The organism is Cytobacillus sp. C11.1 (assembly GCF_058145115.1).
The window spans coordinates 19,284-39,924 of record NZ_CM176935.1 but is presented as its reverse complement, the minus strand read 5'-3'; the positions used below and the strand labels follow the sequence as shown (position 1 = coordinate 39,924).

The following is a 20,641-nucleotide window of genomic DNA, read 5'->3' as shown; positions in this document are numbered from 1 at the left end:
GATAGTGAAGCATTTCACAAAATGGTTCGCTTATATCCTTTCTTCCAAAGAGCTGGCCGGCTTTTAAAAACCCAATATGGGTTAAAAATTTTTTATTAAACATGTGAATAACTTCACAATATAAAATATGGAGATGATTATCATGAAATGGTGGAAAACTCCGCAAGCGGCAGCAGCGTGGACGATATTAAGAATTTGGCTTGGCATACAGTGGCTTGAAGCAGGGTGGCATAAAGTAGCAGATGGATTTGATGCAGGCGGATTTATGCAGGGTGCAATTGCAAAAGCAGGCGGAGACCATCCTGCAGTTCAGGCCTGGTATGCAGGATTCCTTGAAAGTGTAGCAGTGCCTAACGCAGATTTATTCAGCTTTTTAGTCGCATGGGGCGAAATGCTTGTTGGTATTGGACTTATCCTTGGCGCAGCAACCATCCCGGCTTTAATCGCAGGAGCATTTATGAACCTTAACTTCTTAATGGCAGGAACTACAAGCACAAATCCAATATTATATACTGCAGCAATCATCCTTCTCTTTACAGGAAGCGGCGCGTATTTCTGGGGCGTTGATAGATTTGCAATCCCATATATCAAGATGATGATGAAAAAAGGCGGACACGGCATCGGTAAAAGAGAAGCCCATAATCACTGAATCTAAAGAGAAGAAGCAGGGACACATTGCCCTGCTTCTTTTTTATAGCTGAAAAAGAGCTTCTTCCATGAGGGAAGCTTATGAATGGCCGCTTAGCGTTTTTGTTTGCTTTTAGCACGCTGGTCAGCAGCCTTGGAACGTGCCATTGCCTCGAGATCATCGTGATCGGCTAGATCGCGGTCGAATTCGACGTCTAAACCATCCGATTTCATGTTCTTTGGTACTTGTGGAAGTGATGCTTTGTTTCGGTCACGAGTTTTATGTCCATGTGCACGGCCCATTATGAAAACCCCTTTCAACAATAAAAGTACGGAAACTGATTGCTCCCGTACTTTTATCTTGTGCCATTTTAAGAGCTGTATAGATGGTAATTAATGTTTTGGCTGCCTTCCGGCAAATCCGCCGGCTTTGTCCGCTCTTTTGAATTCTCTGGAATAGGTTACTTCCTGCATGCTGGATAATGTACTTTTTGATTTGTCTTTTTTCTTTTTGTCCATTTTGCTCATCCTTTCAAATATGCTTTCCGACTTTCCTTATTTTTCCCTTATTTGAAAGAATTGATACCGGAGATTATGCGGAAAATGGATTTTGCTGCTTAATCAAAATTTCCAACAATCCAATTATGAGTATATATCAGCTAATGCTGGCTTTAGGCTCTTAAATAAAAATTCATATCCGTATGCTGTCAGTTTCTCCGGCAGCACATTTTGCCCCTCTAATACAAGGGTGCTCATTTCACCCAGGACTATTTTTAAAGCGAAGTCTGGAGCAGGAAGCCAGTGCGGACGATGAAGAACCTCTCCAAGAATCTTGCCAAATTCCTTCATTGTAACTGGATTGGGCGAAGTGAAATTAACCGCCCCTTGGAGCTGTTCTTTCTCTATGCAAAATAGAATCCCGCTGACAACATCATTCAAATGGATCCATGAAACCCATTGACTGCCAGATCCGACTGTACCCCCCGAAAATAATTTATAGGGGAGGGCCATTCGCGGAAGGGCACCTTCATTTCTATCGAGAATAATGCCAAAGCGGCAGAAAATTGTACGGACATCCCATTCTTCAGCTTTGGAGGCTTCGATTTCCCAGCGCCTTACTGTCTCAGATAAGAAGTCAGAGCCTGATTTTTTTGATGCTTCAGTAAAAGTTTCATTTTCTGAAGTCCCGTAATATCCGACTGCACTTGCGTTAATTAATGTATAGGGCTTTTCTGCCAAACGGCTTATGATTCGCAGTACTTCCTTAGTTGCTGTAATCCGGCTGTTGAAGATACGCTTCTTGCGTTCCTCTGTCCACCTGCCGCTGTTAATAGACTCCCCTGCCAGGTTTATAAACACATCTATTCCTTCAAGCTCATCTTCCGGTGAATCATCTTTATTCAGCCACTGTACATATTGAAGGTTTTTGGAATTTTGTTTATTAACAGCATTTCTTGTTAAAATCAAAAGTTCGTGTCCATTCTGCAATAATTTTTTTACCAAGGCGCTTCCAACAAAACCGGTGCCTCCTGTTATGGCTATTCTCATGGGAAATTCCCCTTTCAAGTGGCAATACTTTCTTACATCTTACGACGTTTTCTTTCTAAAACCTTTTTTAAATGTGTTACAGTAAAAAAGAGGTGGAGAAAATGCCGATTATTACAAAAATCACTGTTCAGAAAAAGAAAACAGACCGCTACAATATATATATGGATTATGGCAACGGTGAAGAATACGCGTTTAGTGTGGATGAAGATGTTTTAATAAAACACCAGCTGAAAAAAGGGCTGGAGCTCGATGAGTTCGCACTAAGCGAAATTGGCTATAAGGATGATATACGCAAAGCCTATAATACTGCTATTCAGTATTTATCCAGAAGGATGCGCTCAGAAACAGAAGTCCGCAAACATTTAGCTGAAAAAGAAGTTGAAGAACTTGTCATACAGGAAGTTATACACAAATTATATGACTATAAATTTTTAAACGATGAAGAATTCGCAAAGGCTTTCGTGCGTACACAAATGAATACTTCAGATAAAGGTAAAGGATTAATCCGCAACGAACTCAGAGAAAAAGGAATTTCTTCAAAATTAATTGAAGAAGCATTGGAGGAGTATCCTTGGGAAACTGAGCTCAATACAGCAATAAAGCTTTGTGGTAAACAGGCACAAAAACTCTCCCGTGATTCATCAAAGATAATCAAGCAAAAATTGGAACAAATGCTGATGCGCAAAGGGTTTAACTTTGGAATTATTCAAGCAGCCATCGCGGAAACAGAGCTTGAAAAAGAAGAAGACGAAGAGATGGCAGCTTTAAAATTCCAGGCAGAAAAAGCCAAGAGAAAATATACAAAGCTGCCTGAATTTGAATATAGGCAAAAAATGAAACAAACCTTATTCCGCAAAGGATTTTCATTTGATTTAATTGAGCAGTACCTAAGGGAAGACGAGGAAATATAAGAAACACATGGCATAAAGCCATGTGTTATTTTCTGTTAGATTCAATCACAATTGCATCTTCCTCATTGCTTTCTATAATCATCTGTGCTACTTCCTTAGGAGAGCGCAGCTTTGATTTATCCTTGATATGCTCGCTTTCATCCCAGAAAGGTGTGTCCATGCCGCCCATATATACGGCTTTCACCTTGATATTTGTCTCCTCAAGCTCTTTCTGCAGGCTCTCCGTGAGCCCTCGTACTGCAAATTTACTTGCGACATATCCAGCTTCATTCACCTTTCCTTTTAACCCGGCCGTGGATATAATATTCATCAGCAATCCTTCGTTTCTATCTTTTAAATAAGGCAAAATTGCCTGTGACATATAAATGGTGCCGAGCACATTTGTATCAAGCATTTCACTTATTTCTTTTTCTTTCATTTCTTCAAATGGTCCGAAGTGGCCAACACCGGCATTATTAATCAAGCCGAAGAGTGGAATGCTTCCGGCTGCATCCTTTATAAATTGGCGGACTTCCACCAGCTTCGTTACATCAACAGTAAAGGGTTGGGCGCTTCCGCCGGCATCTTGTATTTCCCTTTCCACTTTCTTCAGTTTCTCGAGTGTCCGTCCCGTCAAAATGATATGGAAGCCTTGTTTGGCGTATAATAATGCAAGCTCCCTTCCTAATCCTGAACCAGCACCCGTAACTATAAGGGATTTCATATTTGTATCACTCCTTTTGAGAACTATTCTATAAAAATCATTTTAGCAAAATTGGCAGTGTAATTCTTATCGGAGGCTTTAGGTATGATAGCTACAGTCTTTTCTAACCATGTTTTTTCCCATATACTTAACTATGTAGAAAAGTTTTATAAATAATAAATCCTCTATAGGTTAGAGTGTTCCAAACAGGATTTAATTATCTAAAGAAAGTAAGAGGGATCGTTATGCAGGAGAAAAGATATAGCACAATGACGACATATGAATTGCAGCAGGAAATCGCCAGCCTGAATGAAAAAGCCAGGAAAGCAGAACAAATGGGTATGGTGAATGAGTTTGCGGTACTGGAGCGAAAAGTGATAATGGCTAAGTCCTATCTGCTCAATCCGGATGATTTTAAGCCAAGGGAATTATATCAAATTGAAGGGGATCCAGGAGTTTATTTTAAGATTGAATATATGAATGGAGTATTTGCTTGGGGATTTAGGTTGAATGGAAGCAAGGGGGAAGAGGCTTTGCCGATATCTATGCTTAAAAAATTAGAAGAAAGAGGATGATAAACATCCTCTTTCTGGTTTTTAAGAATTTTTACGAATCTGTCGTTTTAAAATGATGAGGTCTTGAGTTTGCTGGGTTTCGCCATTTACTTGAGAATGCGCACGCTTTGGCCTAAAATGCGGTGAAGTAAATGGACTGGAATACGGATTGTCGCCAAAAAAGTTTTTGCTGTTTCCCATAACCAAGCCTCCTCGAATTTTAAAATTCAGGTGTATCACTCTCACGGTTTGATGAAGCTCTCATCCGTTCCTGAGGGTGTGTATTGATGGTGCCATCAGCCCGGCGTGAAGCGTACTCCGCTTTAGCCCGCGGCTCACCCTCCAATTTATTGTTATTTTGATTTGGAAAATTTCTCGCTTTATTGCGCATAAGCAGCCTCCTAAACCGGAATAAGAGCGTGACCAGCTTTGGTGCTAATCACGTAGTACTATTATTTGTTTTTGTTTGACAGGCTATGATAATTAACGGCCTTTAATAAATGGTAATGAGGTGATATTTATGAATGAATACCAGCAAAAGCTTTATGAACTTTTATTGGAAAAAAATGATAAGCTGTCAGCAAGCCAGGCCCAAACATGGATTGAACTTCTTTGGGAGGATTTTGAAGCAACCTATGCCAAAGCCGGCAGAGAATATAAAGGCAAAGAAATGACGGAGCGGATTGTAAGGCAATGGGTAGAAAATTACGGCAGCAGGCTCCATGAATTTGTGGCTAATAATCCAAAATATAAACATCTGCTCGAGCAGGATATAAATAAACTTAATTAAAAAACCGGCTGCCTTTCTGAGGGCAGCCGGTTTAAATTTAGTTCCAGCGCATTTCCTGATTAACCAGGAATAATATCCAGTTTTTTACGCAGTTTTTCTTCACTGAAAATCCAGCCTGTGTAGGAAGATTGGATGGTTAATTCCCGATCCAGCTGGACAACAGCTACGAATGGGTAATGGCCATTGCTTCGATAACGCAGATCAATGAAACGCACTTCATAATAATCATCATATTCATCCACTTCCCAGCGGTAAACAGGAGAGAAGGATAAGAATGCAGAGAGGTTCTTATCTTTCTTTGCTGCTTCAAGCACCGGGGTTTCAGGAACGGGAACCCGATTGAATTGATCGAGAATCCGGACGTGATTTTTAACAGCGCGTCCTACGAAAAACTGCTGCTTGCTCATTACCGCAACCCGCCAGTGGCTAAATCTCATGGTGGGGGCAATAATGATTTCAGTTGCATCTGGAATGATGGCCTTTACAGCTTCCACGACGCTTCTTTGGGCTGCAAAACGCAGCAGATAGTACACCACTATTATTCCGTATATGACTAAAAATATATATCCGGGATGGGCACCAAATGCCCAAATAAATAAACCGACAACATGAACCCCGAAAATAAACGGGTCAAACGTGTTAATGACACCCAATGCGACCCATTTCGACGAAAAGGGCCTTAACGCCTGTGTTCCATATGCATTAAAAATGTCGACAAATACATGCAGGAAAACGGCCAGAAATGTCCAAATCCAAAGATGAAGCAAATTTGCTTCCGGAAAAAACGGATAAATAACCGCTAATATCACCAGCGGCCATAGCAGTACAGCTGGGATGGAATGGGTAATTCCCCTGTGGTTGCGTATATAAACGGCGTTATTTCTAAGCTTTAATACTGTATCTATATCTGGTATTTGTGAACCGACGATGGCTCCAATCATAACGCTGGTTGCTGTAACAGAACTTTGTGCAACAACTGGATCCAGAGTGGCAATGCCGCCAATCGCCAGCCCCATTACTACATGTGTGCCAGTATCCAAGAGGAAAGTACCTCCTTCCTTGGGAACATGATTTAAGTAAGAATGTGTGAATTTGAATTTTGTTAACTGTCTATCTGCAGAGTGTAACCCTTGAGGTCTTGGGAAGTCCCTCCGCAGCAAAATACATCGAACGACTGAAGGCGTTAGTTTTGGGAGGGCGCGGCTGTTTAAGTCTGCGTTCCGTTGAACCAAGGCGCTCTCTCTTTTCTAAAGTGTATCAACAAAATTCTTGTATTAACAGCTAATTATGGGTACCTTTAAAGGAGTTGCTTAAAATGAAACAAAATGTTCAAATGATTGTGCAATATGAAGTGAAAAACTCCTCGTTTTCCCAGTATCAGAAAGTGATGTCAAATGTGATTGATATGCTGCCTGCCTATGATGCGGCAGAAATTAATATCTCTCACTATGATGAGGATTCGTACATGATTATTGAATCCTTTATTGTTCCAACTGAGTCCCATTACTTTGCTTTGAAAAAACTTCGCAAATCCAAAAAGCACATTGTATTTGGCAGTTTGGATCCATTTATTTGTGGCGGATTAGCCAAAATGGATTGCTGGGCTCTAAAAAAGCAACTGTACTAATATATTCCCATATTTCCGATTGTTTAACATCAGGAGGAGCAAAAATTGAAAGAAATAAGCAAAAACAATATTGATTCAATTGATATAAAAGGTTTTCAGGATGATTTGTTAAGCTGGTTTCAAGCAGAACAAAGGGACCTTCCATGGAGAAAGGATCAGGATCCTTACAAGGTTTGGGTTTCAGAAATTATGCTGCAGCAAACCAGAGTCGATACCGTCATTCCTTATTTCAACCGTTTTATTGAGCAGTTTCCCACGATAAAAGATCTATCTGAAGCGGAAGAAGAGAAGGTATTAAAGGCCTGGGAAGGTTTGGGCTATTATTCAAGGGCAAGAAACCTGCAGTCCGCTGTCCGGGAAGTACATGGAAAATATGGCGGAAAAGTCCCGGACACCCCCAAAGAAATCTCCTCATTAAAAGGAGTGGGACCCTATACAGCAGGAGCTATTTTAAGTATCGCTTACGGTATTCCCGAACCAGCAGTAGATGGAAATGTTATGCGTGTCCTTTCCCGTATTCTTTCCATTTGGGACGATATCGCAAAGCCATCGACAAGAAAGGTTTTTGAAGCTGCGGTCCGAAAACTGATTTCACACGAAAATCCATCCCATTTCAATCAGGCGCTGATGGAGCTTGGAGCTTTAATCTGCACACCGACGTCACCTTCCTGCTTATTATGTCCTGTCAGGGATCATTGTACCGCCTTTCATGAAGGGACTCAGCATGAGCTGCCTGTGAAAACGAAAACCAAGAAGCAGCGTAATGTACAATTGGCAGCGGCGGTCCTCGCAGATGATCAGGGGAGAATCTTAATTCATAAACGGCCGGAAAAGGGCCTCCTTGCAAATCTTTGGGAGTTTCCGATGGTTGAGATAAATCTTGCATATGTAAGTGAAAAAGAGCAAATGAAGGATGCCTTTCACACGCAATATAGTGCTGAAATCGAGATTGATGAAATGACAGGCCAGATCGAGCATGTTTTTTCCCACTTAACATGGAACATTAATGTTTACAAAGGGAAAATTATTTCACTTGTAAAAGAAGAAGCCGATTTAAAATTGGTTACCCTTGATGAAATTAGAGAATTCCCTTTTCCGGTTTCACACCAGAAGATGTTCCAGCAGTTTTTGAATAGTGAGGCATAGAAAAAAGGGGGGATATCCCCCTTAAAAAAAATTTCGCTCAATCGTAGCTTACACGTGTTCCATGGGTATAATCGGCTTCCTGCCTTTTAAGCCCGCCACGGCTCTCAATTTCTTCGACTATTTCTCTGTGAATGGTTTGTCCTTCTGAATTCAAATAGGGCATGATTTGCTGAAATGAATGATGGTAAAAAGCAAGTTCGCTATCCTTCCAGTCAGTTTTTGGCATCATGGAAAGCTCGGTCATATCACGGCCAACATACATATACTATCTTCCTTTCATCTCGATTTAATTAATGATAGTGTTTTAATCCGAATTGCCATCTATACATGGAAAAAGCTAAAATGATAAGCGAAACAGGGGATGTATTTTAAAATTCCCGGAATATCAATCCTTAAACAGATTAGATAAAGGAATACATAAAAGAAAGGAAATGAATCATGAAACAAAAAGTAGCGCTTATAACAGGAAGCAGCCGAGGAATTGGAAAAGCAACAGCCATCAGGCTTGCAAAGGAAGGCTATAATATTGTCATCAATTATGCACGCAGCAAATCGGCTGCCAATGAGACTGCCGCCGAAATAGAAGCACTGGGAAGAAAGGTGCTGGTGGTAAAAGCAAATGTTGGCGATGTGGAAAAAATTAAAGGGCTTTTTCAGGAAATTGAACGCGAATTTGGAAGGCTGGATGTTTTTGTGAATAACGCAGCTTCAGGTGTTTTGCGTCCAGCGATGGAATTGGAAGAAACCCATTGGGATTGGACCATGAATATTAACAGTAAAGCTTTATTATTTTGTGCGCAGGAAGCAGCAAAGCTAATGGAGAAAAACGAAGGCGGAAGAATAGTAAGCATCAGCTCATTGGGATCGATCCGCTATCTTGAAAATTACACGACAGTCGGTGTTTCTAAAGCAGCTTTAGAAGCACTCACACGCTATTTGGCAGTTGAATTAGCACCTAAAAATATTATTGTTAATGCTGTTTCAGGCGGTGCGGTTGATACAGAAGCATTAAAGCATTTTCCTAATCGTGCAGAGCTGCTTGAAGAAGCAAAGACCAAAACTCCCGCGGGACGTATGGTTGAAATTGAAGACATGGTAAATACAGTAATGTTCCTAATTGGCGAAGAATCAAGCATGATCCGCGGCCAAACTATTATTGTGGATGGAGGTATTTCACTGCTGGTTTAAAATAATAATTGGATATTTTTGGTTTTTAAAAAAGTAGGATAGTTTCCTCCTCGCCGGGTTAAATTAATGAGCGTGGAGGTGATTACAATGGCTAAACAACCAAACCAAACTCAAGCTGGAACTAACGTTCAAGAAGTAAGACAACAAAACGCTCAATCTGCAGGGCAAGCTGGCCAAGGACAATTCGGTACTGAATTTGCCAGCGAAACTAACGCTGCTGAAGTAAGACAGCAAAACCAGCAAGCTGAAGCTAAAAAAGGCCAAAACGCTGGCCGTCAAAGCCGCTAATTAAAATTAGCTGTACTTAATTGAAACCGCCCTTCATTTGGAATGGGCGGTTTCTTTTTTTGTAAAACGATTCTATTTTATCCTTAAACCGGAACACTTGGTAGTTTGGTTTAATAGGGGGCATTAGAGCTATACGCCCATTTTGCGCAAAGCGTAATGAAATGCTAAAGAAATAAGCACAAATAGAGTAACATTATTCAATGAAATTTGCTCAATTAAGGGAGTATGCGTTGAGCGGTCTGATGAATAAATAGACCACCAAACAGGTTCTAAATAAAAAGTGGAAACCATGAGCCATAAGAATAATAGTAAACATATCAACGTCCAATAAAAATTCATCATAATCACTCCTCGTATAATCAATACTGGTAATCAAACGATTCCAGTTTTCCAAAGAAAAAGAGGAATCGACAAAACTTCCATAAAGTCAACATAAGTAGTCAAAGGGTTGTAAGAAGGGGCAGCGAATAGTACATACTAGGAAAAATAAATGGGACGGTGAAACGATCATGAAAAACTTTAACAGTTTGGTGTCAGAGCAAATGAAAACGATGGAAAAGCTTCTTTATCTGCAAAGTGAATTGGAAAGATGCCAGGAGATTGAGGAAGAACTTAAAGCTATCCAGCAGGAAACGGAACTGGAAAGTGTCCAGTACGAAATTGCAAGGATGAAAACTGAGCTGAAAGAGATTCACAGTATTTTTGAGGAACAGACCGAAGAGGTGATCCGCTCCTACCAGGAGGTAAATGTAACCGTTTAAATGAGAAGCTCTAAGCTCTATTTGACTATAATTCGGCATCATATGATAAACAATTAAGTGATTTAAAAACGTTTAAATTCAGCTATTATATCCTTTTTTGGCAGCCGTTGATACATTTCAATGGCTCTTTTGTTTTAAAATTTTCCTTTTACCGTTATAATAGTAGAAAACAGGAATCGTACTTTGTTGCCTTTTGTCTATGTATATTATTGAAAACATGCTGTATATGTTAAGCTTCGGCATGGAGGAGATGGCGCTTAAAAATGCGCAGAAATTTTTTTACAGGTTGCAAAGCTTCCGGAATAGGAAAGTAGGGGAAAAAAATGGCGGTACCCATAGAAGGCGAACCAATGCAAATTCACAGCTATAAACATAATGGGCATATCCACCGCGTCTGGGAGGAAACAACCGTATTAAAGGGGACACAAAATTTAGTGATTGGCGGTAATGACCGGACGATTGTAACAGAATCTGACGGAAGAACGTGGGTTACAAGAGAGCCAGCCATTTGTTATTTTCATTCCCAGCACTGGTTTAATGTGATAGGAATGATTCGGGAAGACGGAGTTTATTACTACTGTAACATAAGCTCGCCATTTATTTTTGACGGAGAAGCGTTAAAGTATATTGACTATGATCTGGACATTAAGGTTTTTCCGGATATGACGTTTAATCTATTGGACGAAGATGAGTATGAACGGCACCGTCAGGAAATGAATTATCCCGATGTAATTGACAGCATCCTAAAATCCAATGTGGACAACCTCATCCATTGGATCGCCAGAGAAAGGGCCCTTTTGCACCGGATTTTATTGATATATGGTATGAACGATACTTAACTTACAGACGCTAAAAAAAGTGGTAAAATTGCCAAAATAACGCCTGTTGGACCTCGGGTCAGCAGGTTTTTATTTTTGGCCTTATTTTTGCATGTTTGCTGGGATTAGGGGTAATTTTAAGAAAATAACTGTCCATTTGGGGAGATTTGCTCCATTTTTCAACGAAAACAAGTAGATATCAATGAATCAGCTTTTATTTTAACGATAATATTAAAGCTGTATTAGATAGAGAGGGGGAGCGAGCAGGTTGGACAGTATAAAAAGATATTTAAAATTTGTAAAGCCGTATCGCCTTCAGATTATCGGAACCATCATAATTGGCATTATTAAGTTTGCTATTCCGCTTTTGATTCCGCTTCTGATCAAGTATGTAATTGATGATATTATCGGCAATGAGGCATTAAGCCAGAGCGACAAAACAAATACACTTTTAATCGTTATGGGCATCATGATCGCGGTGTTTGTCGTTGCACGGCCGCCGATTGAGTATTACCGGCAATATTTTGCCCAGTGGGTGGCAAGCAAAATTTTATTTGATATCCGTGATAAGCTTTTTACGCATATTCAAAAGCTGAGCTTTAAGTTTTACGCTAATAACCGAACGGGGGAAGTTATCTCAAGGGTTATTAATGATGTAGAGCAGACCAAGACCTTTGTTGTAACCGGGCTAATGAATCTTTGGCTTGATGTGGCGACTATCTTAATCGCTGTTGTGATCATGCTAAATATGGATGTTACCTTGACGATTGTGTCGCTGCTTTTATTTCCGTTTTATGCTTTTTCAGTTAAATACTTTTTCGGAAATCTCAGAAAGCTGACGAGAGCCCGCTCACAGGCTTTGGCGGAAGTCCAGGGATATTTGCATGAACGGGTCCAGGGGATGGCTGTGGTGAAAAGCTTTGCCATTGAAGATTATGAACAAACCCAATTTGATGCACAAAATAAAAACTTTCTGACGAAAGCGATTGACCATACAAAATGGAATGCAAAGGCATTCGCTGTAGTTAATACGATTACTGATGTTTCACCGCTTCTTGTTATTGGCTATTCAGGTTATCAGGTAATTCAGGGTGAAATCTCACTTGGTGTGATGATGGCGTTTATTGCCTATATCGACAGGTTATACAGCCCTCTCAGAAGGCTTGTAAATTCATCGACAACTTTAACCCAATCGATCGCCTCCATGGACCGGGTTTTCGAATTGATAGATGAGGAATACGATATAGATGACGCGCCTGATGCCATTGAATGCCGGGATGTGAAAGGCCATATTCAGTTCGAAAATGTAAGCTTTTCATACAATGAGAATGAAGCTTCTGTATTAAAAGGTATATCACTTGATGTAAAGGAAGGGGAAACGATTGCGCTTGTTGGAATGAGCGGCGGCGGAAAGTCTTCATTGGTCGGCCTGATCCCGAGGTTTTATGATGTAACCGAAGGAAGAGTTCTGCTTGATGGCACGGACATTCGTTCCTTTAAAGTTAGAAGCCTGCGCGATAAAATCGGTATGGTGCTCCAGGATAATATCTTGTTTAGTGAATCAGTAAAAACAAATATTCTCCTTGGCAAGCCAGAAGCAACAGATGAAGAAGTGGTCGAAGCTGCCAAAGCTGCCAATGCACACGAGTTTATTATGAATTTGACTGATGGGTATGAAACAAAGGTCGGAGAACGCGGTGTCAAACTATCGGGGGGACAGAAGCAGCGGATTGCCATTGCGAGAATCTTTTTGAAGAATCCGCCTATCCTAGTTTTGGATGAAGCGACTTCTGCTTTAGACCTTGAGAGTGAGCATCTGATACAGGAAGCTTTGGAAAAATTGGCAAAGGATCGTACGACCTTTATCGTGGCACATCGTCTTTCCACGATCACCCATGCTGATCGAATTATCCTAATAGAGCATGGAGAAATTTCGGAAGCGGGAAGCCATGAAGAATTAATGAAAAAACATGGAAATTATTATAAGCTATTCCAAGTTCAGCAGCTTGAACATTAGGACTAAAAGCTGGCTCTAAAGAGAGCCTGCTTTTTTTGTACTCTTTTATGGTAGTGCGTTAAATTGCTATAGTGTAACAATATTTTAAGTAGTAAAAAACTGTCATTAAGGTCCAGCCTTTTCATAGATATTAGTAGAAAACGATTAAATATCTAGTCGGAAAGATATAGAATAACATCAAAATATATATAATGTTTACTATATTTAAATAATTTAGAAAAATGAGTAGACTTCGACAATCTTTTTTTATAGAATGAAAAAAAGAGTGACCTAAGGTCCAAATTGTTAAAAATGTCCTATTTCATAGGAAGGGGACGATCAAGAAAGGAGTATCCGTGTGACTCAAGCTCCAGTTTTAGATGTAAAGCATCTAAGGACTTCCTTTTTCTCTTCGGATGGTGAAGTACCTGCCGTCGATGATATAAGCTTCTCAGTTAATAAAGGAGAGGTCCTTGGAATAGTCGGCGAGTCCGGCTGCGGAAAGAGTGTTACTTCTCTATCCATAATGAAGCTGATTCCACAGCCGCCAGGGAAAATTGTTGGCGGAGAAATTCTTTTAGACGGCGAAAATCTAGTGAACGCTTCAGAAAAAAGAATGCGGGAAATAAGAGGCAATGAAGTGGCGATGATTTTCCAGGAGCCGATGACATCATTGAATCCTTTATTTACGATTGGCGATCAGCTGATAGAAGGCATCAAAATACATAAAAAAGTAAACAAGAAGGCTGCTTTCCAGCAGGCAGTTGAGATGCTGAAGCTTGTCGGCCTGCCGAGAGCAGAGCAAATTATGAAGGAATATCCTCATCAGCTATCCGGAGGGATGAGGCAGAGGGTGATGATCGCCATGGCTTTGTCCTGCCATCCGCGTCTCCTGATTGCCGATGAGCCGACAACCGCGCTCGACGTAACGATACAGGCTCAAATCCTTTCCCTGATGAAGGACCTTAATGAGAAACTCGATACAGCTATTATTATGATCACCCATGATTTAGGCGTGGTCGCGGAAGTCTGCGAGCGGGTCATTGTCATGTATGCCGGAAAAATCGTGGAAGAAGCGCCGGTAGAGGAAATTTTTAAAAATCCGAAGCACCCTTATACACAGGGGCTGCTTCAATCTGTACCGGATGTCCGGGAAAAGAAAGATCGTCTATATTCTATTCCAGGAAATGTGCCAAAGCCGGGGTCAATCAAGACAGGCTGCCGCTTTGCAGCACGCTGCGAGTTTGTCCATGACCGCTGCATGGCTGAAAGTCCTCCGCTTTACCATGTTGAAGAGGCAGAACAGCACACTGTGCGCTGTTTCCTGCACGAGTCAGGAGGTGTAGTGAATGACAGAAGTGCTGTTGGAAGTTAATCAATTAAAAAAGTACTTTCCGGTGACGGGCGGGCTTTTTGGCAGAAAAACAGGTGATGTTAAAGCAGTTGATGACATTAGTTTCTTTGTAAATAAAGGTGAAACGCTTGGTCTTGTAGGTGAGTCGGGTTGCGGCAAATCCACAACAGGGAGAATGCTGATGCGCCTGATTGAACCAACAGAAGGAAAAGTGGTTTTCGAGGGCAAAGACCTGACAAGCTTAAGCTCAGGGGAAATGCGCAAAATGAGAAAGGAAATGCAGATGGTCTTTCAGGATCCGTTTGCTTCTTTGAATCCCCGCCATACCGTAGAACAGATTTTGGAAGAGCCGCTTATCGTCCATGGCATTGGCGACAAAGAGGAACGAAAACGAAGGGTAAGGGAAATGCTTGAAGTTGTCGGCCTTAGCAGCTACCATGCAAAACGCTACCCTCATCAGTTCAGCGGTGGCCAAAGGCAGAGAATCGGAATTGCGAGGGCACTTATGACAAAGCCTAAGCTGATTATTGCTGATGAACCAGTTTCAGCCCTCGATGTTTCGATTCAATCACAGGTATTAAACCTGCTTGAAGATTTGCAGAAGGAATTTCAGCTTACTTATATATTCATTGCCCATGACCTAGGGGTGGTTAAACATATCAGTGATAGAGTTGGAGTTATGTATCTTGGAAGGCTGGTAGAAATCACAACAGCGGATCAGCTTTACGATAAACCGCTGCATCCGTATACGCGAGCTTTGCTTGGTGCAGTTCCAGTTCCAGATCCGACTTTAAAGAAAGACAGGGAGCTTTTAACCGGGGATATTCCAAGCCCGCAGAATCCTCCAGCAGGATGTGCTTTCCACACGAGATGCAAAGAATGCATGGATATCTGTAAAACAGAAAGACCTCAATTAGAGGAAATTGAACCTGGTCACTTTGCAGCATGTCATTTATACAGTTCTTGATGAGCTGGCAAAAATGGCAGCGCTGCATGGATGATAAATATGTAAAAATGCCTGCAAAGCAGGCGAAAGAAAAGGGGGAAAACAATGAAGAAGCGCAATGGTATTTGGTTCCTTGTTGCAGCTATGCTTCTGTCACTGGCACTAGCCGGCTGCAGCAGCAACTCAAGCAGCGGAACAAAGGAAGAGGATAATGAGAAAGGCACAGATACAGAAGAAACATCTTCAGGAGGTACGCTTGTTTTTGGACGTGGCGGTGATTCTACTTCACTTGATCCGGCAATTACAACAGAAGGTGAATCTTTTAAAGTTACAAAAAACATTTATGAAACACTTATTAACTTCGGTGAGCAGGATACTGAAATCGAAGCGGGCCTTGCTACTGAATGGGAAACAAGCGAAGATGGCCTGAAGCACACATTAAAGCTTCGCGAAGGCGTTAAGTTCCACGATGGAACAGATTTCAATGCTGAAGCAGTTGTCTTCAACTTTGAAAGATGGAAAGCAGGAAGCGCTGAGCAATTCTACTATTACAACTCTCAATTTGGAGATAAGATCTCTGAAGTTAAAGCAGTTGACGATTATACAGTAGAGTTTATTTTAAACAAACCAATTGCTCCATTCCTAAAGAACCTGGCTATGTCTCCATTTGGCATTGCCAGTCCGGCTGCTGTTGAACAGCACGGGGATAAGTTCCTTCAAAACCCTGTAGGAACAGGTCCTTTTAAATTCCAGGAATTGAAGCCCAATGACCGTATCACTCTTGTAAAAAATGAGGATTACTGGCAAGAAGGACTGCCTAAGTTAGATCAAGTAATCTTCCGTGTTATTCCTGAAAACTCTGCACGTTTGAATGCATTAGCTACAGGCGAGGTTGACCTGATTGATGGCGTTAACTTCAGTGATGTAGGACAAATCGAAGGAAATCCTGATCTACAGGTGTTTGAGCGTCCAACACTAAACGTTGCATATCTTGGATTAACAAGCACTCGCGGACCATTGAAAGAAAAACTGGTACGCCAGGCACTTAACTATGCAGTTGATAAGCAAGCATTAATCGATGCATTCTATGCTGGCGCTGCTGAACCTGCGAAAAACCCAATGCCTCCGGTTGTAGCAGGATATAACGATGATGTTCAAGATTATGAGTACAACCCTGAGAAGGCGAAAGAACTTTTAAAAGAAGCAGGTTATGAAGACGGATTTGAAATGGAACTATGGGCTATGCCTGTTCCTAGACCATACATGCCGGATGGACAGAAAGTGGCAGAAGCTCTACAAGCCAACTTTGATGCGATTGGCGTAAAAGCTAAAATTGTTTCCTACGAATGGGGTACTTACCTGGATAAAGCCAAGAATGGTGAAGCAGATACATTCTTGCTGGGCTGGACAGGCGACAATGGAGATGCGGATAACTTCTTATACGTACTTCTTGACCAGGACAGCATTGGTTCCAATAACTACTCTTATTACCAAAACCCTGAAGTGCATGAATTATTGGTGAAAGCACAAGCAAGTGCAGACCAGGCAGAGCGTGAAGAGCTATACAAACAAGCTCAGCTTCTTATCAAAGAAGATGCTCCATGGATTCCGCTTGTACACTCAAGGCCAATCCTTGCGGGTAAAGCAGATATCTCAGGCTTCAAGCCGCATCCAACAGGTTCTGATTTATTATCAACTGTTGAATTTAAATAAGATTATAGTCTGAGGAGATTTACGGACTCTCAGTCATGACAATGAAAATTGCAAGAGAGTTACACTTCTTATAATCCAAGGAAAGGGGAGTACAGTTTTGTATCTCCCTTTTCTATTCCAAAATATTGTACCAACCTTCAAGAGAGGTGAAACCTGTAATGATGTCCTATACGATCAAACGAATTTTTTCACTTATACCGGTATTACTTGGACTTTCCCTAATCGTCTTTTTTATGATTCGGGCCATCCCGGGAGACCCGGCACAAATTATTCTGGGACAATTGGCAACAAAAGAGGCTGTGGAGGCATTAACGAAGCAGCTGGGGCTGGATCAGCCGTGGTACCTTCAATATTTTACATATCTTGGCGGACTATTGACTGGTGATCTTGGAGAATCAATTAGAACAAAGTCTGAAATTAGCCAGGAAATCTGGCCATATTTGGCTGCCACTATGGAGCTAACATTTGTAGCGATGTTAATTGCTGTTTTTATAGGTGTAAATGCAGGAATTATCAGTGCCTGGTACCAAAATTCATGGTTTGATTATGTGGCCATGGTGCTTGCGCTTATTGGGGTATCCATGCCGATCTTCTGGCTTGGCTTGATGGAGCAATGGGCGTTTGCCATAAAGCTGGATTGGCTGCCTACATCGGGAAGGGAAGAGGTAAGGAACCCGATTATGGCCATTACACATATTTATATGATTGATACCCTTCTGCAAGGGAGGATGGATCAATTCTGGGATGTCGTCAAGCATTTGATTTTGCCTGCATTTGCATTAGCCACCATACCTATGGCTATTATTGCGCGAATTACGCGCTCGACAATGCTTGAGGTTATGAGATCTGATTTTATCAGAACAGCCAGGGCAAAAGGCTTAAGAATGTTCTGGGTTGTTTATAAACATTCATTAAAAAATGCAATTATTCCGGTTATAACGATTATCGGGCTGCAAATGGGCTTATTGCTCGGGGGAGCAATATTAACGGAAACGATTTTCAGCTGGCCTGGAATCGGCCGATATATTTATGAAGCCATTAACTACCGGGATTATCCTGTTATTCAATCAGGAATTCTTGTGATCGCTTTTATCTTTGTCATGATTAATTTAGTGGTGGATTTGCTGTATGCAGCAATAGATCCGCGCATTAAATATAACTAGGGAGGGGGAGATAAGCTTGGAACTTTCAACTCAAAAAGATATTCAGCCGCCGATTTTGCCAGCTGATGAAAAAGTGGTTTCCCCCTGGACGGAAGCATGGAGGAGCTTTAGAAAAAACAAATTGGCTTTGATTGGATCAATCATCGTCTTATTCTTTATTCTTCTGGCTGTTTTTGCACCGCTCATTGCACCGCAGGGGATTAATGAACAAATGCTTTCAAAAAGGCTTCAAGCCCCATCGAGTGAGCATTGGTTTGGAACGGATGACTTTGGAAGGGATATTTTCTCGAGGGTAATTTATGGAGCGAGAATCTCTTTATGGGTCGGATTCCTGGCAGTAATGGGATCCATTGTTGTCGGGTGCCTCCTGGGTGTAGTCGCAGGCTATTATGGTAAATGGGTTGATGCGATTATCTCACGTGTTTTTGATATCATGCTTGCTTTTCCAAGTATTTTGCTTGCGATTGCGATTGTGGCTGTATTGGGGCCATCATTGCGAAATGCCCTGATTGCGATTGCAGTCATTAATATTCCTAACTTCGGAAGGCTTATCCGTTCGCGGGTGCTTAGTGTAAAACAGGAGGAGTATATTATGGCTGCAAAAGCGGTTGGAATGAGCAATAGCCGTATTCTCTTCAAACATGTGCTGCCTAACAGTATGGCACCGATCATTGTGCAGGGAACCCTTGCGATTGCGACTGCCATTATTGAAGCAGCCGCATTAGGATTCCTGGGGCTGGGTGCTGAGGCTCCGAATCCTGAGTGGGGAAAGATGCTGGCTGATGCAAAAGCATTTCTCGTTCAGGCTCCATGGACGATGATTTTCCCAGGGCTGGCGATTATGCTTACTGTTCTAGGATTTAACTTAATGGGTGACGGATTAAGAGATGCTCTCGATCCGCGCATGAAGAATTAACTAAAAAAGCAGCTGAGGCCCAGCTGCTTTTTCTTTATACTGCTCCAGATGCCTGGAGTTTTTTTATTCAATATTCTCCTGTATAGTAACCTCATTTTCGTCCTTGTGATAAGCCTGAAAACTTGTTATTAGCTTATCAAGATGCTCTACATGCTCATCGTAATCCACAATAGCAGAGATGATTTGCATAGTATGAGGGAGTATCGATTCATCTTCAAGGTTGAGCTCCTTTTGCTGTGATAGAAACAAATTTACGAGTTCTTTTCTGCTTAAGCTGAAGTCCCCTTCCTCAAATACTACATTAGGCCGGACTCTCCCAATAAATTTGAGCATTACATGCTCATGGTAATGAATCAGAATATCCAGCTGCTGTTGGACTGCATGCTGAAAGTCTTCAGGCATCTGCTGCAAGTCATTTTCAAAGCGATGCAATTTTTTTAAGGTTTCTAATGAACGCTTTACGGTTGAGATCATCTGTCTGTAAATCACAAGCTTACGTGACTTAACCAAATCATTTCGCTTAAAATAATTCCGTTCTTCCTTGTACATTAAATATAATTGTTCAAGCTTTACATTGCTTTCTTTCATTTTGTCGATATCGTTTTTCAGCAGTTTGTGCTCGGATGCATGCCGGATGTTAAGCCGGATCCATTTTGTAATCTCTTCTGTGTTATTGGAAATTCTGTTGTAAAGCTTGTTTTCGTATTTAGGAGGCAAAAAAACAAGATTAACGATGAATGCAGATAAAACCCCTAGCATGATAGTGGAAAAGCGTATAAGTGCAAACTGCAGAAAGGTGTCTCCTGGTGTTTCCATAATAGCAATTAAGGTTACCAGTGATAAACCAATCGTATTTTCAATTTTCAGCTTCAAATTGATCGTAATAACCATAATAGCTGCAAGCCCGATAATAAAGACATCATTTCCAAACAAAAGCACGAAAATAACTGCAATTAATGCGCCGATGGCATTCCCTTGGATCTGCTCAATAATGGAAAGATAAGATCTGTAAATAGTCGGCTGAACGGCGAAAATAGCCGCTATCCCTGCAAAGATAGGTGAAGGGAGATTAAACACTTCCGATAAAAATAAAGATAAAATAATTGCGATTCCCGTCTTAAGTATGCGGGCGCCAAGCTTCATACAATATATGTCCTTTCCTCCAGAAGAATTTTTCTTCTGGTTGATTAATAGTCTTACCGATAGGTCCGTTTAAAGTACTAACTATAACTACTTTAAACTCTTTTGCTCATTATTAAACAATATTGTACTATACAGGGATATGGAAAGAAGTTCAAGGGGCATTTTAATGAAATTTTATTAAGAAAAAGTAAATAGGCGAGTATTTGTATTTGATAGCTTAAATGCACTTTTTTTGGAGGAGAAATAATGCCAAAAAAGAGATAAGTAGCCATGAAGGGATCTAAAGCGGGGGAATAGTGCCGCTGGATGGAGTAACAGAGCCATGAGGGACTTAAAGTGGGGAATAGTGCCGTTGAATGAAGCATAGTAGCATAGGAGTGACCTTAAGCCGGGGAATAGTGCCTATGAACTGGGAATACAGCCAGGCTTGGTAAATAAAAATAAATAACCCGTATTCATTTTTGATCTCG

The 20,641-nt window shown here is 41.1% G+C and carries 24 protein-coding genes and 1 pseudogene; 16 read left to right on the top strand and 9 right to left on the bottom strand.

Annotated features, from left to right (window positions below):
* Positions 1 to 142: 142 nt before the first annotated feature.
* Positions 143 to 649 carry a DoxX family protein gene (locus tag AC3ZVC_RS00195; protein WP_490065733.1) on the top strand — a complete coding sequence of 169 codons (507 nt, stop codon included), beginning with the start codon at positions 143 to 145 and terminating at the stop codon, positions 647 to 649.
* 92 nt (positions 650 to 741) lie between these two features.
* Here AC3ZVC_RS00195 and AC3ZVC_RS00190 read toward each other — a convergent pair whose 3' ends face one another.
* From AC3ZVC_RS00190 to AC3ZVC_RS00180, 3 genes are all read right to left on the bottom strand, one after another.
* Positions 742 to 930: a YfhD family protein gene (locus AC3ZVC_RS00190; RefSeq protein ID WP_490065732.1), complete on the bottom strand. Its 189-nt coding sequence runs from the start codon at positions 928 to 930 to the stop codon at positions 742 to 744.
* A 90-nt stretch (positions 931 to 1,020) separates the two neighbouring features.
* Entirely contained in the window at positions 1,021 to 1,146 is a 126-nt protein-coding gene (locus tag AC3ZVC_RS00185) for a YfhE family protein (RefSeq protein WP_144542305.1), read from the bottom strand.
* Between the two features lie 123 nt (positions 1,147 to 1,269).
* Complete coding sequence (locus AC3ZVC_RS00180) at positions 1,270 to 2,175, bottom strand: TIGR01777 family oxidoreductase (RefSeq protein WP_490065731.1); 906 nt, start codon at positions 2,173 to 2,175, stop codon at positions 1,270 to 1,272.
* 101 nt (positions 2,176 to 2,276) lie between these two features.
* Here AC3ZVC_RS00180 and recX point away from each other — a divergent pair, with 101 nt between their 5' ends.
* On the top strand, positions 2,277 to 3,086 hold the full coding sequence (gene recX, locus AC3ZVC_RS00175) for a recombination regulator RecX (protein WP_490065730.1): 810 nt from the start codon (positions 2,277 to 2,279) through the stop codon (positions 3,084 to 3,086).
* A 25-nt stretch (positions 3,087 to 3,111) separates the two neighbouring features.
* Here recX and AC3ZVC_RS00170 read toward each other — a convergent pair whose 3' ends face one another.
* Positions 3,112 to 3,789 (bottom strand): SDR family NAD(P)-dependent oxidoreductase, encoded by a 678-nt coding sequence (locus tag AC3ZVC_RS00170; protein ID WP_490065729.1) that lies wholly within the window; start codon positions 3,787 to 3,789, stop codon positions 3,112 to 3,114.
* A gap of 224 nt (positions 3,790 to 4,013) precedes the next feature.
* Between AC3ZVC_RS00170 and AC3ZVC_RS00165 the strand changes: the two genes are divergently transcribed.
* Entirely contained in the window at positions 4,014 to 4,343 is a 330-nt protein-coding gene (locus tag AC3ZVC_RS00165; protein WP_490065728.1) for a YfhH family protein, read from the top strand.
* 21 nt (positions 4,344 to 4,364) lie between these two features.
* Here the strand turns inward: AC3ZVC_RS00165 and AC3ZVC_RS00160 are convergent, their stop codons facing one another.
* Positions 4,365 to 4,523, bottom strand: a complete 159-nt coding sequence (locus AC3ZVC_RS00160) for a YpzG family protein (RefSeq protein ID WP_009335831.1) — start codon at positions 4,521 to 4,523, stop codon at positions 4,365 to 4,367.
* A gap of 19 nt (positions 4,524 to 4,542) precedes the next feature.
* The gene (locus AC3ZVC_RS00155) at positions 4,543 to 4,713 is read right to left on the bottom strand and encodes a small, acid-soluble spore protein K (protein WP_490065727.1); all 171 of its coding nucleotides are present in this window, start codon (positions 4,711 to 4,713) and stop codon (positions 4,543 to 4,545) included.
* A 129-nt stretch (positions 4,714 to 4,842) separates the two neighbouring features.
* Between AC3ZVC_RS00155 and AC3ZVC_RS00150 the strand changes: the two genes are divergently transcribed.
* A complete protein-coding gene (locus AC3ZVC_RS00150) occupies positions 4,843 to 5,112 on the top strand; it encodes a YfhJ family protein (protein ID WP_490065726.1) in 270 nt (89 codons plus the stop codon).
* Between the two features lie 59 nt (positions 5,113 to 5,171).
* Here AC3ZVC_RS00150 and AC3ZVC_RS00145 read toward each other — a convergent pair whose 3' ends face one another.
* Positions 5,172 to 6,152 carry a metal-dependent hydrolase gene (locus tag AC3ZVC_RS00145; protein ID WP_490065725.1) on the bottom strand — a complete coding sequence of 327 codons (981 nt, stop codon included), beginning with the start codon at positions 6,150 to 6,152 and terminating at the stop codon, positions 5,172 to 5,174.
* A 275-nt stretch (positions 6,153 to 6,427) separates the two neighbouring features.
* On the opposite strand from AC3ZVC_RS00145, the gene AC3ZVC_RS00140 reads away from it, so the two are divergent.
* Both AC3ZVC_RS00140 and mutY read left to right on the top strand, forming a co-directional pair.
* On the top strand, positions 6,428 to 6,739 hold the full coding sequence (locus tag AC3ZVC_RS00140) for a hypothetical protein (RefSeq protein WP_490065724.1): 312 nt from the start codon (positions 6,428 to 6,430) through the stop codon (positions 6,737 to 6,739).
* Between the two features lie 54 nt (positions 6,740 to 6,793).
* Entirely contained in the window at positions 6,794 to 7,885 is a 1,092-nt protein-coding gene (gene mutY / locus AC3ZVC_RS00135) for an A/G-specific adenine glycosylase (RefSeq protein ID WP_490068764.1), read from the top strand.
* A 37-nt stretch (positions 7,886 to 7,922) separates the two neighbouring features.
* Here mutY and AC3ZVC_RS00130 read toward each other — a convergent pair whose 3' ends face one another.
* On the bottom strand, positions 7,923 to 8,147 hold the full coding sequence (locus tag AC3ZVC_RS00130) for a hypothetical protein (RefSeq protein ID WP_214726024.1): 225 nt from the start codon (positions 8,145 to 8,147) through the stop codon (positions 7,923 to 7,925).
* A gap of 176 nt (positions 8,148 to 8,323) precedes the next feature.
* Here AC3ZVC_RS00130 and fabL point away from each other — a divergent pair, with 176 nt between their 5' ends.
* The 10 genes and pseudogenes from fabL (at position 8,324) to nikC (ending at position 19,028) form a co-directional block, all read left to right on the top strand.
* Positions 8,324 to 9,073: an enoyl-[acyl-carrier-protein] reductase FabL gene (fabL, locus tag AC3ZVC_RS00125; protein WP_490065723.1), complete on the top strand. Its 750-nt coding sequence runs from the start codon at positions 8,324 to 8,326 to the stop codon at positions 9,071 to 9,073.
* Positions 9,074 to 9,160: 87 nt separating this feature from the next.
* Complete coding sequence (locus AC3ZVC_RS00120; protein ID WP_144542318.1) at positions 9,161 to 9,361, top strand: gamma-type small acid-soluble spore protein; 201 nt, start codon at positions 9,161 to 9,163, stop codon at positions 9,359 to 9,361.
* A gap of 509 nt (positions 9,362 to 9,870) precedes the next feature.
* The gene (locus AC3ZVC_RS00115; protein WP_490065722.1) at positions 9,871 to 10,122 is read left to right on the top strand and encodes a YgaB family protein; all 252 of its coding nucleotides are present in this window, start codon (positions 9,871 to 9,873) and stop codon (positions 10,120 to 10,122) included.
* Positions 10,123 to 10,445: 323 nt separating this feature from the next.
* Positions 10,446 to 10,975: pseudogene (ntdP, locus tag AC3ZVC_RS00110) on the top strand (nucleoside tri-diphosphate phosphatase).
* Between the two features lie 233 nt (positions 10,976 to 11,208).
* Positions 11,209 to 12,957 carry an ABC transporter ATP-binding protein gene (locus AC3ZVC_RS00105; protein WP_490065721.1) on the top strand — a complete coding sequence of 583 codons (1,749 nt, stop codon included), beginning with the start codon at positions 11,209 to 11,211 and terminating at the stop codon, positions 12,955 to 12,957.
* Between the two features lie 337 nt (positions 12,958 to 13,294).
* Positions 13,295 to 14,311 (top strand): ABC transporter ATP-binding protein, encoded by a 1,017-nt coding sequence (locus AC3ZVC_RS00100; protein ID WP_490065720.1) that lies wholly within the window; start codon positions 13,295 to 13,297, stop codon positions 14,309 to 14,311.
* Positions 14,286 to 15,257: an ABC transporter ATP-binding protein gene (locus AC3ZVC_RS00095; protein ID WP_490065719.1), complete on the top strand. Its 972-nt coding sequence runs from the start codon at positions 14,286 to 14,288 to the stop codon at positions 15,255 to 15,257. The genes AC3ZVC_RS00100 and AC3ZVC_RS00095 overlap by 26 nt, the downstream gene beginning before the upstream one ends.
* An 84-nt stretch (positions 15,258 to 15,341) precedes the next feature.
* Complete coding sequence (locus AC3ZVC_RS00090; protein ID WP_214726029.1) at positions 15,342 to 16,949, top strand: ABC transporter substrate-binding protein; 1,608 nt, start codon at positions 15,342 to 15,344, stop codon at positions 16,947 to 16,949.
* Between the two features lie 158 nt (positions 16,950 to 17,107).
* Entirely contained in the window at positions 17,108 to 18,112 is a 1,005-nt protein-coding gene (locus tag AC3ZVC_RS00085; protein ID WP_490065718.1) for an ABC transporter permease, read from the top strand.
* A gap of 16 nt (positions 18,113 to 18,128) precedes the next feature.
* The gene (nikC, locus tag AC3ZVC_RS00080; RefSeq protein ID WP_490065717.1) at positions 18,129 to 19,028 is read left to right on the top strand and encodes a nickel transporter permease; all 900 of its coding nucleotides are present in this window, start codon (positions 18,129 to 18,131) and stop codon (positions 19,026 to 19,028) included.
* Positions 19,029 to 19,091: 63 nt separating this feature from the next.
* On the opposite strand, the gene AC3ZVC_RS00075 is transcribed toward nikC, so the two are convergent.
* Positions 19,092 to 20,171, bottom strand: a complete 1,080-nt coding sequence (locus AC3ZVC_RS00075; protein ID WP_490065716.1) for an FUSC family protein — start codon at positions 20,169 to 20,171, stop codon at positions 19,092 to 19,094.
* Positions 20,172 to 20,641: the final 470 nt, after the last annotated feature.

What these genes read in the sequence shown, in the direction of transcription:
- AC3ZVC_RS00195 (WP_490065733.1), top strand. Translation starts at nt 143, where the DNA reads ATGAAATGGTGGAAAACTCCGCAAGCGGCAGCAGCGTGGACGATATTA.
- AC3ZVC_RS00190 (WP_490065732.1), bottom strand. Translation starts at nt 930, where the DNA reads ATGGGCCGTGCACATGGACATAAAACTCGTGACCGAAACAAAGCATCA.
- AC3ZVC_RS00185 (WP_144542305.1), bottom strand. Translation starts at nt 1,146, where the DNA reads ATGGACAAAAAGAAAAAAGACAAATCAAAAAGTACATTATCCAGCATG.
- AC3ZVC_RS00180 (WP_490065731.1), bottom strand. Translation starts at nt 2,175, where the DNA reads ATGAGAATAGCCATAACAGGAGGCACCGGTTTTGTTGGAAGCGCCTTG.
- recX (WP_490065730.1), top strand. Translation starts at nt 2,277, where the DNA reads ATGCCGATTATTACAAAAATCACTGTTCAGAAAAAGAAAACAGACCGC.
- AC3ZVC_RS00170 (WP_490065729.1), bottom strand. Translation starts at nt 3,789, where the DNA reads ATGAAATCCCTTATAGTTACGGGTGCTGGTTCAGGATTAGGAAGGGAG.
- AC3ZVC_RS00165 (WP_490065728.1), top strand. Translation starts at nt 4,014, where the DNA reads ATGCAGGAGAAAAGATATAGCACAATGACGACATATGAATTGCAGCAG.
- AC3ZVC_RS00160 (WP_009335831.1), bottom strand. Translation starts at nt 4,523, where the DNA reads ATGGGAAACAGCAAAAACTTTTTTGGCGACAATCCGTATTCCAGTCCA.
- AC3ZVC_RS00155 (WP_490065727.1), bottom strand. Translation starts at nt 4,713, where the DNA reads ATGCGCAATAAAGCGAGAAATTTTCCAAATCAAAATAACAATAAATTG.
- AC3ZVC_RS00150 (WP_490065726.1), top strand. Translation starts at nt 4,843, where the DNA reads ATGAATGAATACCAGCAAAAGCTTTATGAACTTTTATTGGAAAAAAAT.
- AC3ZVC_RS00140 (WP_490065724.1), top strand. Translation starts at nt 6,428, where the DNA reads ATGAAACAAAATGTTCAAATGATTGTGCAATATGAAGTGAAAAACTCC.
- AC3ZVC_RS00130 (WP_214726024.1), bottom strand. Translation starts at nt 8,147, where the DNA reads ATGTATGTTGGCCGTGATATGACCGAGCTTTCCATGATGCCAAAAACT.
- fabL (WP_490065723.1), top strand. Translation starts at nt 8,324, where the DNA reads ATGAAACAAAAAGTAGCGCTTATAACAGGAAGCAGCCGAGGAATTGGA.
- AC3ZVC_RS00120 (WP_144542318.1), top strand. Translation starts at nt 9,161, where the DNA reads ATGGCTAAACAACCAAACCAAACTCAAGCTGGAACTAACGTTCAAGAA.
- AC3ZVC_RS00115 (WP_490065722.1), top strand. Translation starts at nt 9,871, where the DNA reads ATGAAAAACTTTAACAGTTTGGTGTCAGAGCAAATGAAAACGATGGAA.
- AC3ZVC_RS00095 (WP_490065719.1), top strand. Translation starts at nt 14,286, where the DNA reads ATGACAGAAGTGCTGTTGGAAGTTAATCAATTAAAAAAGTACTTTCCG.
- AC3ZVC_RS00090 (WP_214726029.1), top strand. Translation starts at nt 15,342, where the DNA reads ATGAAGAAGCGCAATGGTATTTGGTTCCTTGTTGCAGCTATGCTTCTG.
- AC3ZVC_RS00085 (WP_490065718.1), top strand. Translation starts at nt 17,108, where the DNA reads ATGATGTCCTATACGATCAAACGAATTTTTTCACTTATACCGGTATTA.
- AC3ZVC_RS00075 (WP_490065716.1), bottom strand. Translation starts at nt 20,171, where the DNA reads ATGAAGCTTGGCGCCCGCATACTTAAGACGGGAATCGCAATTATTTTA.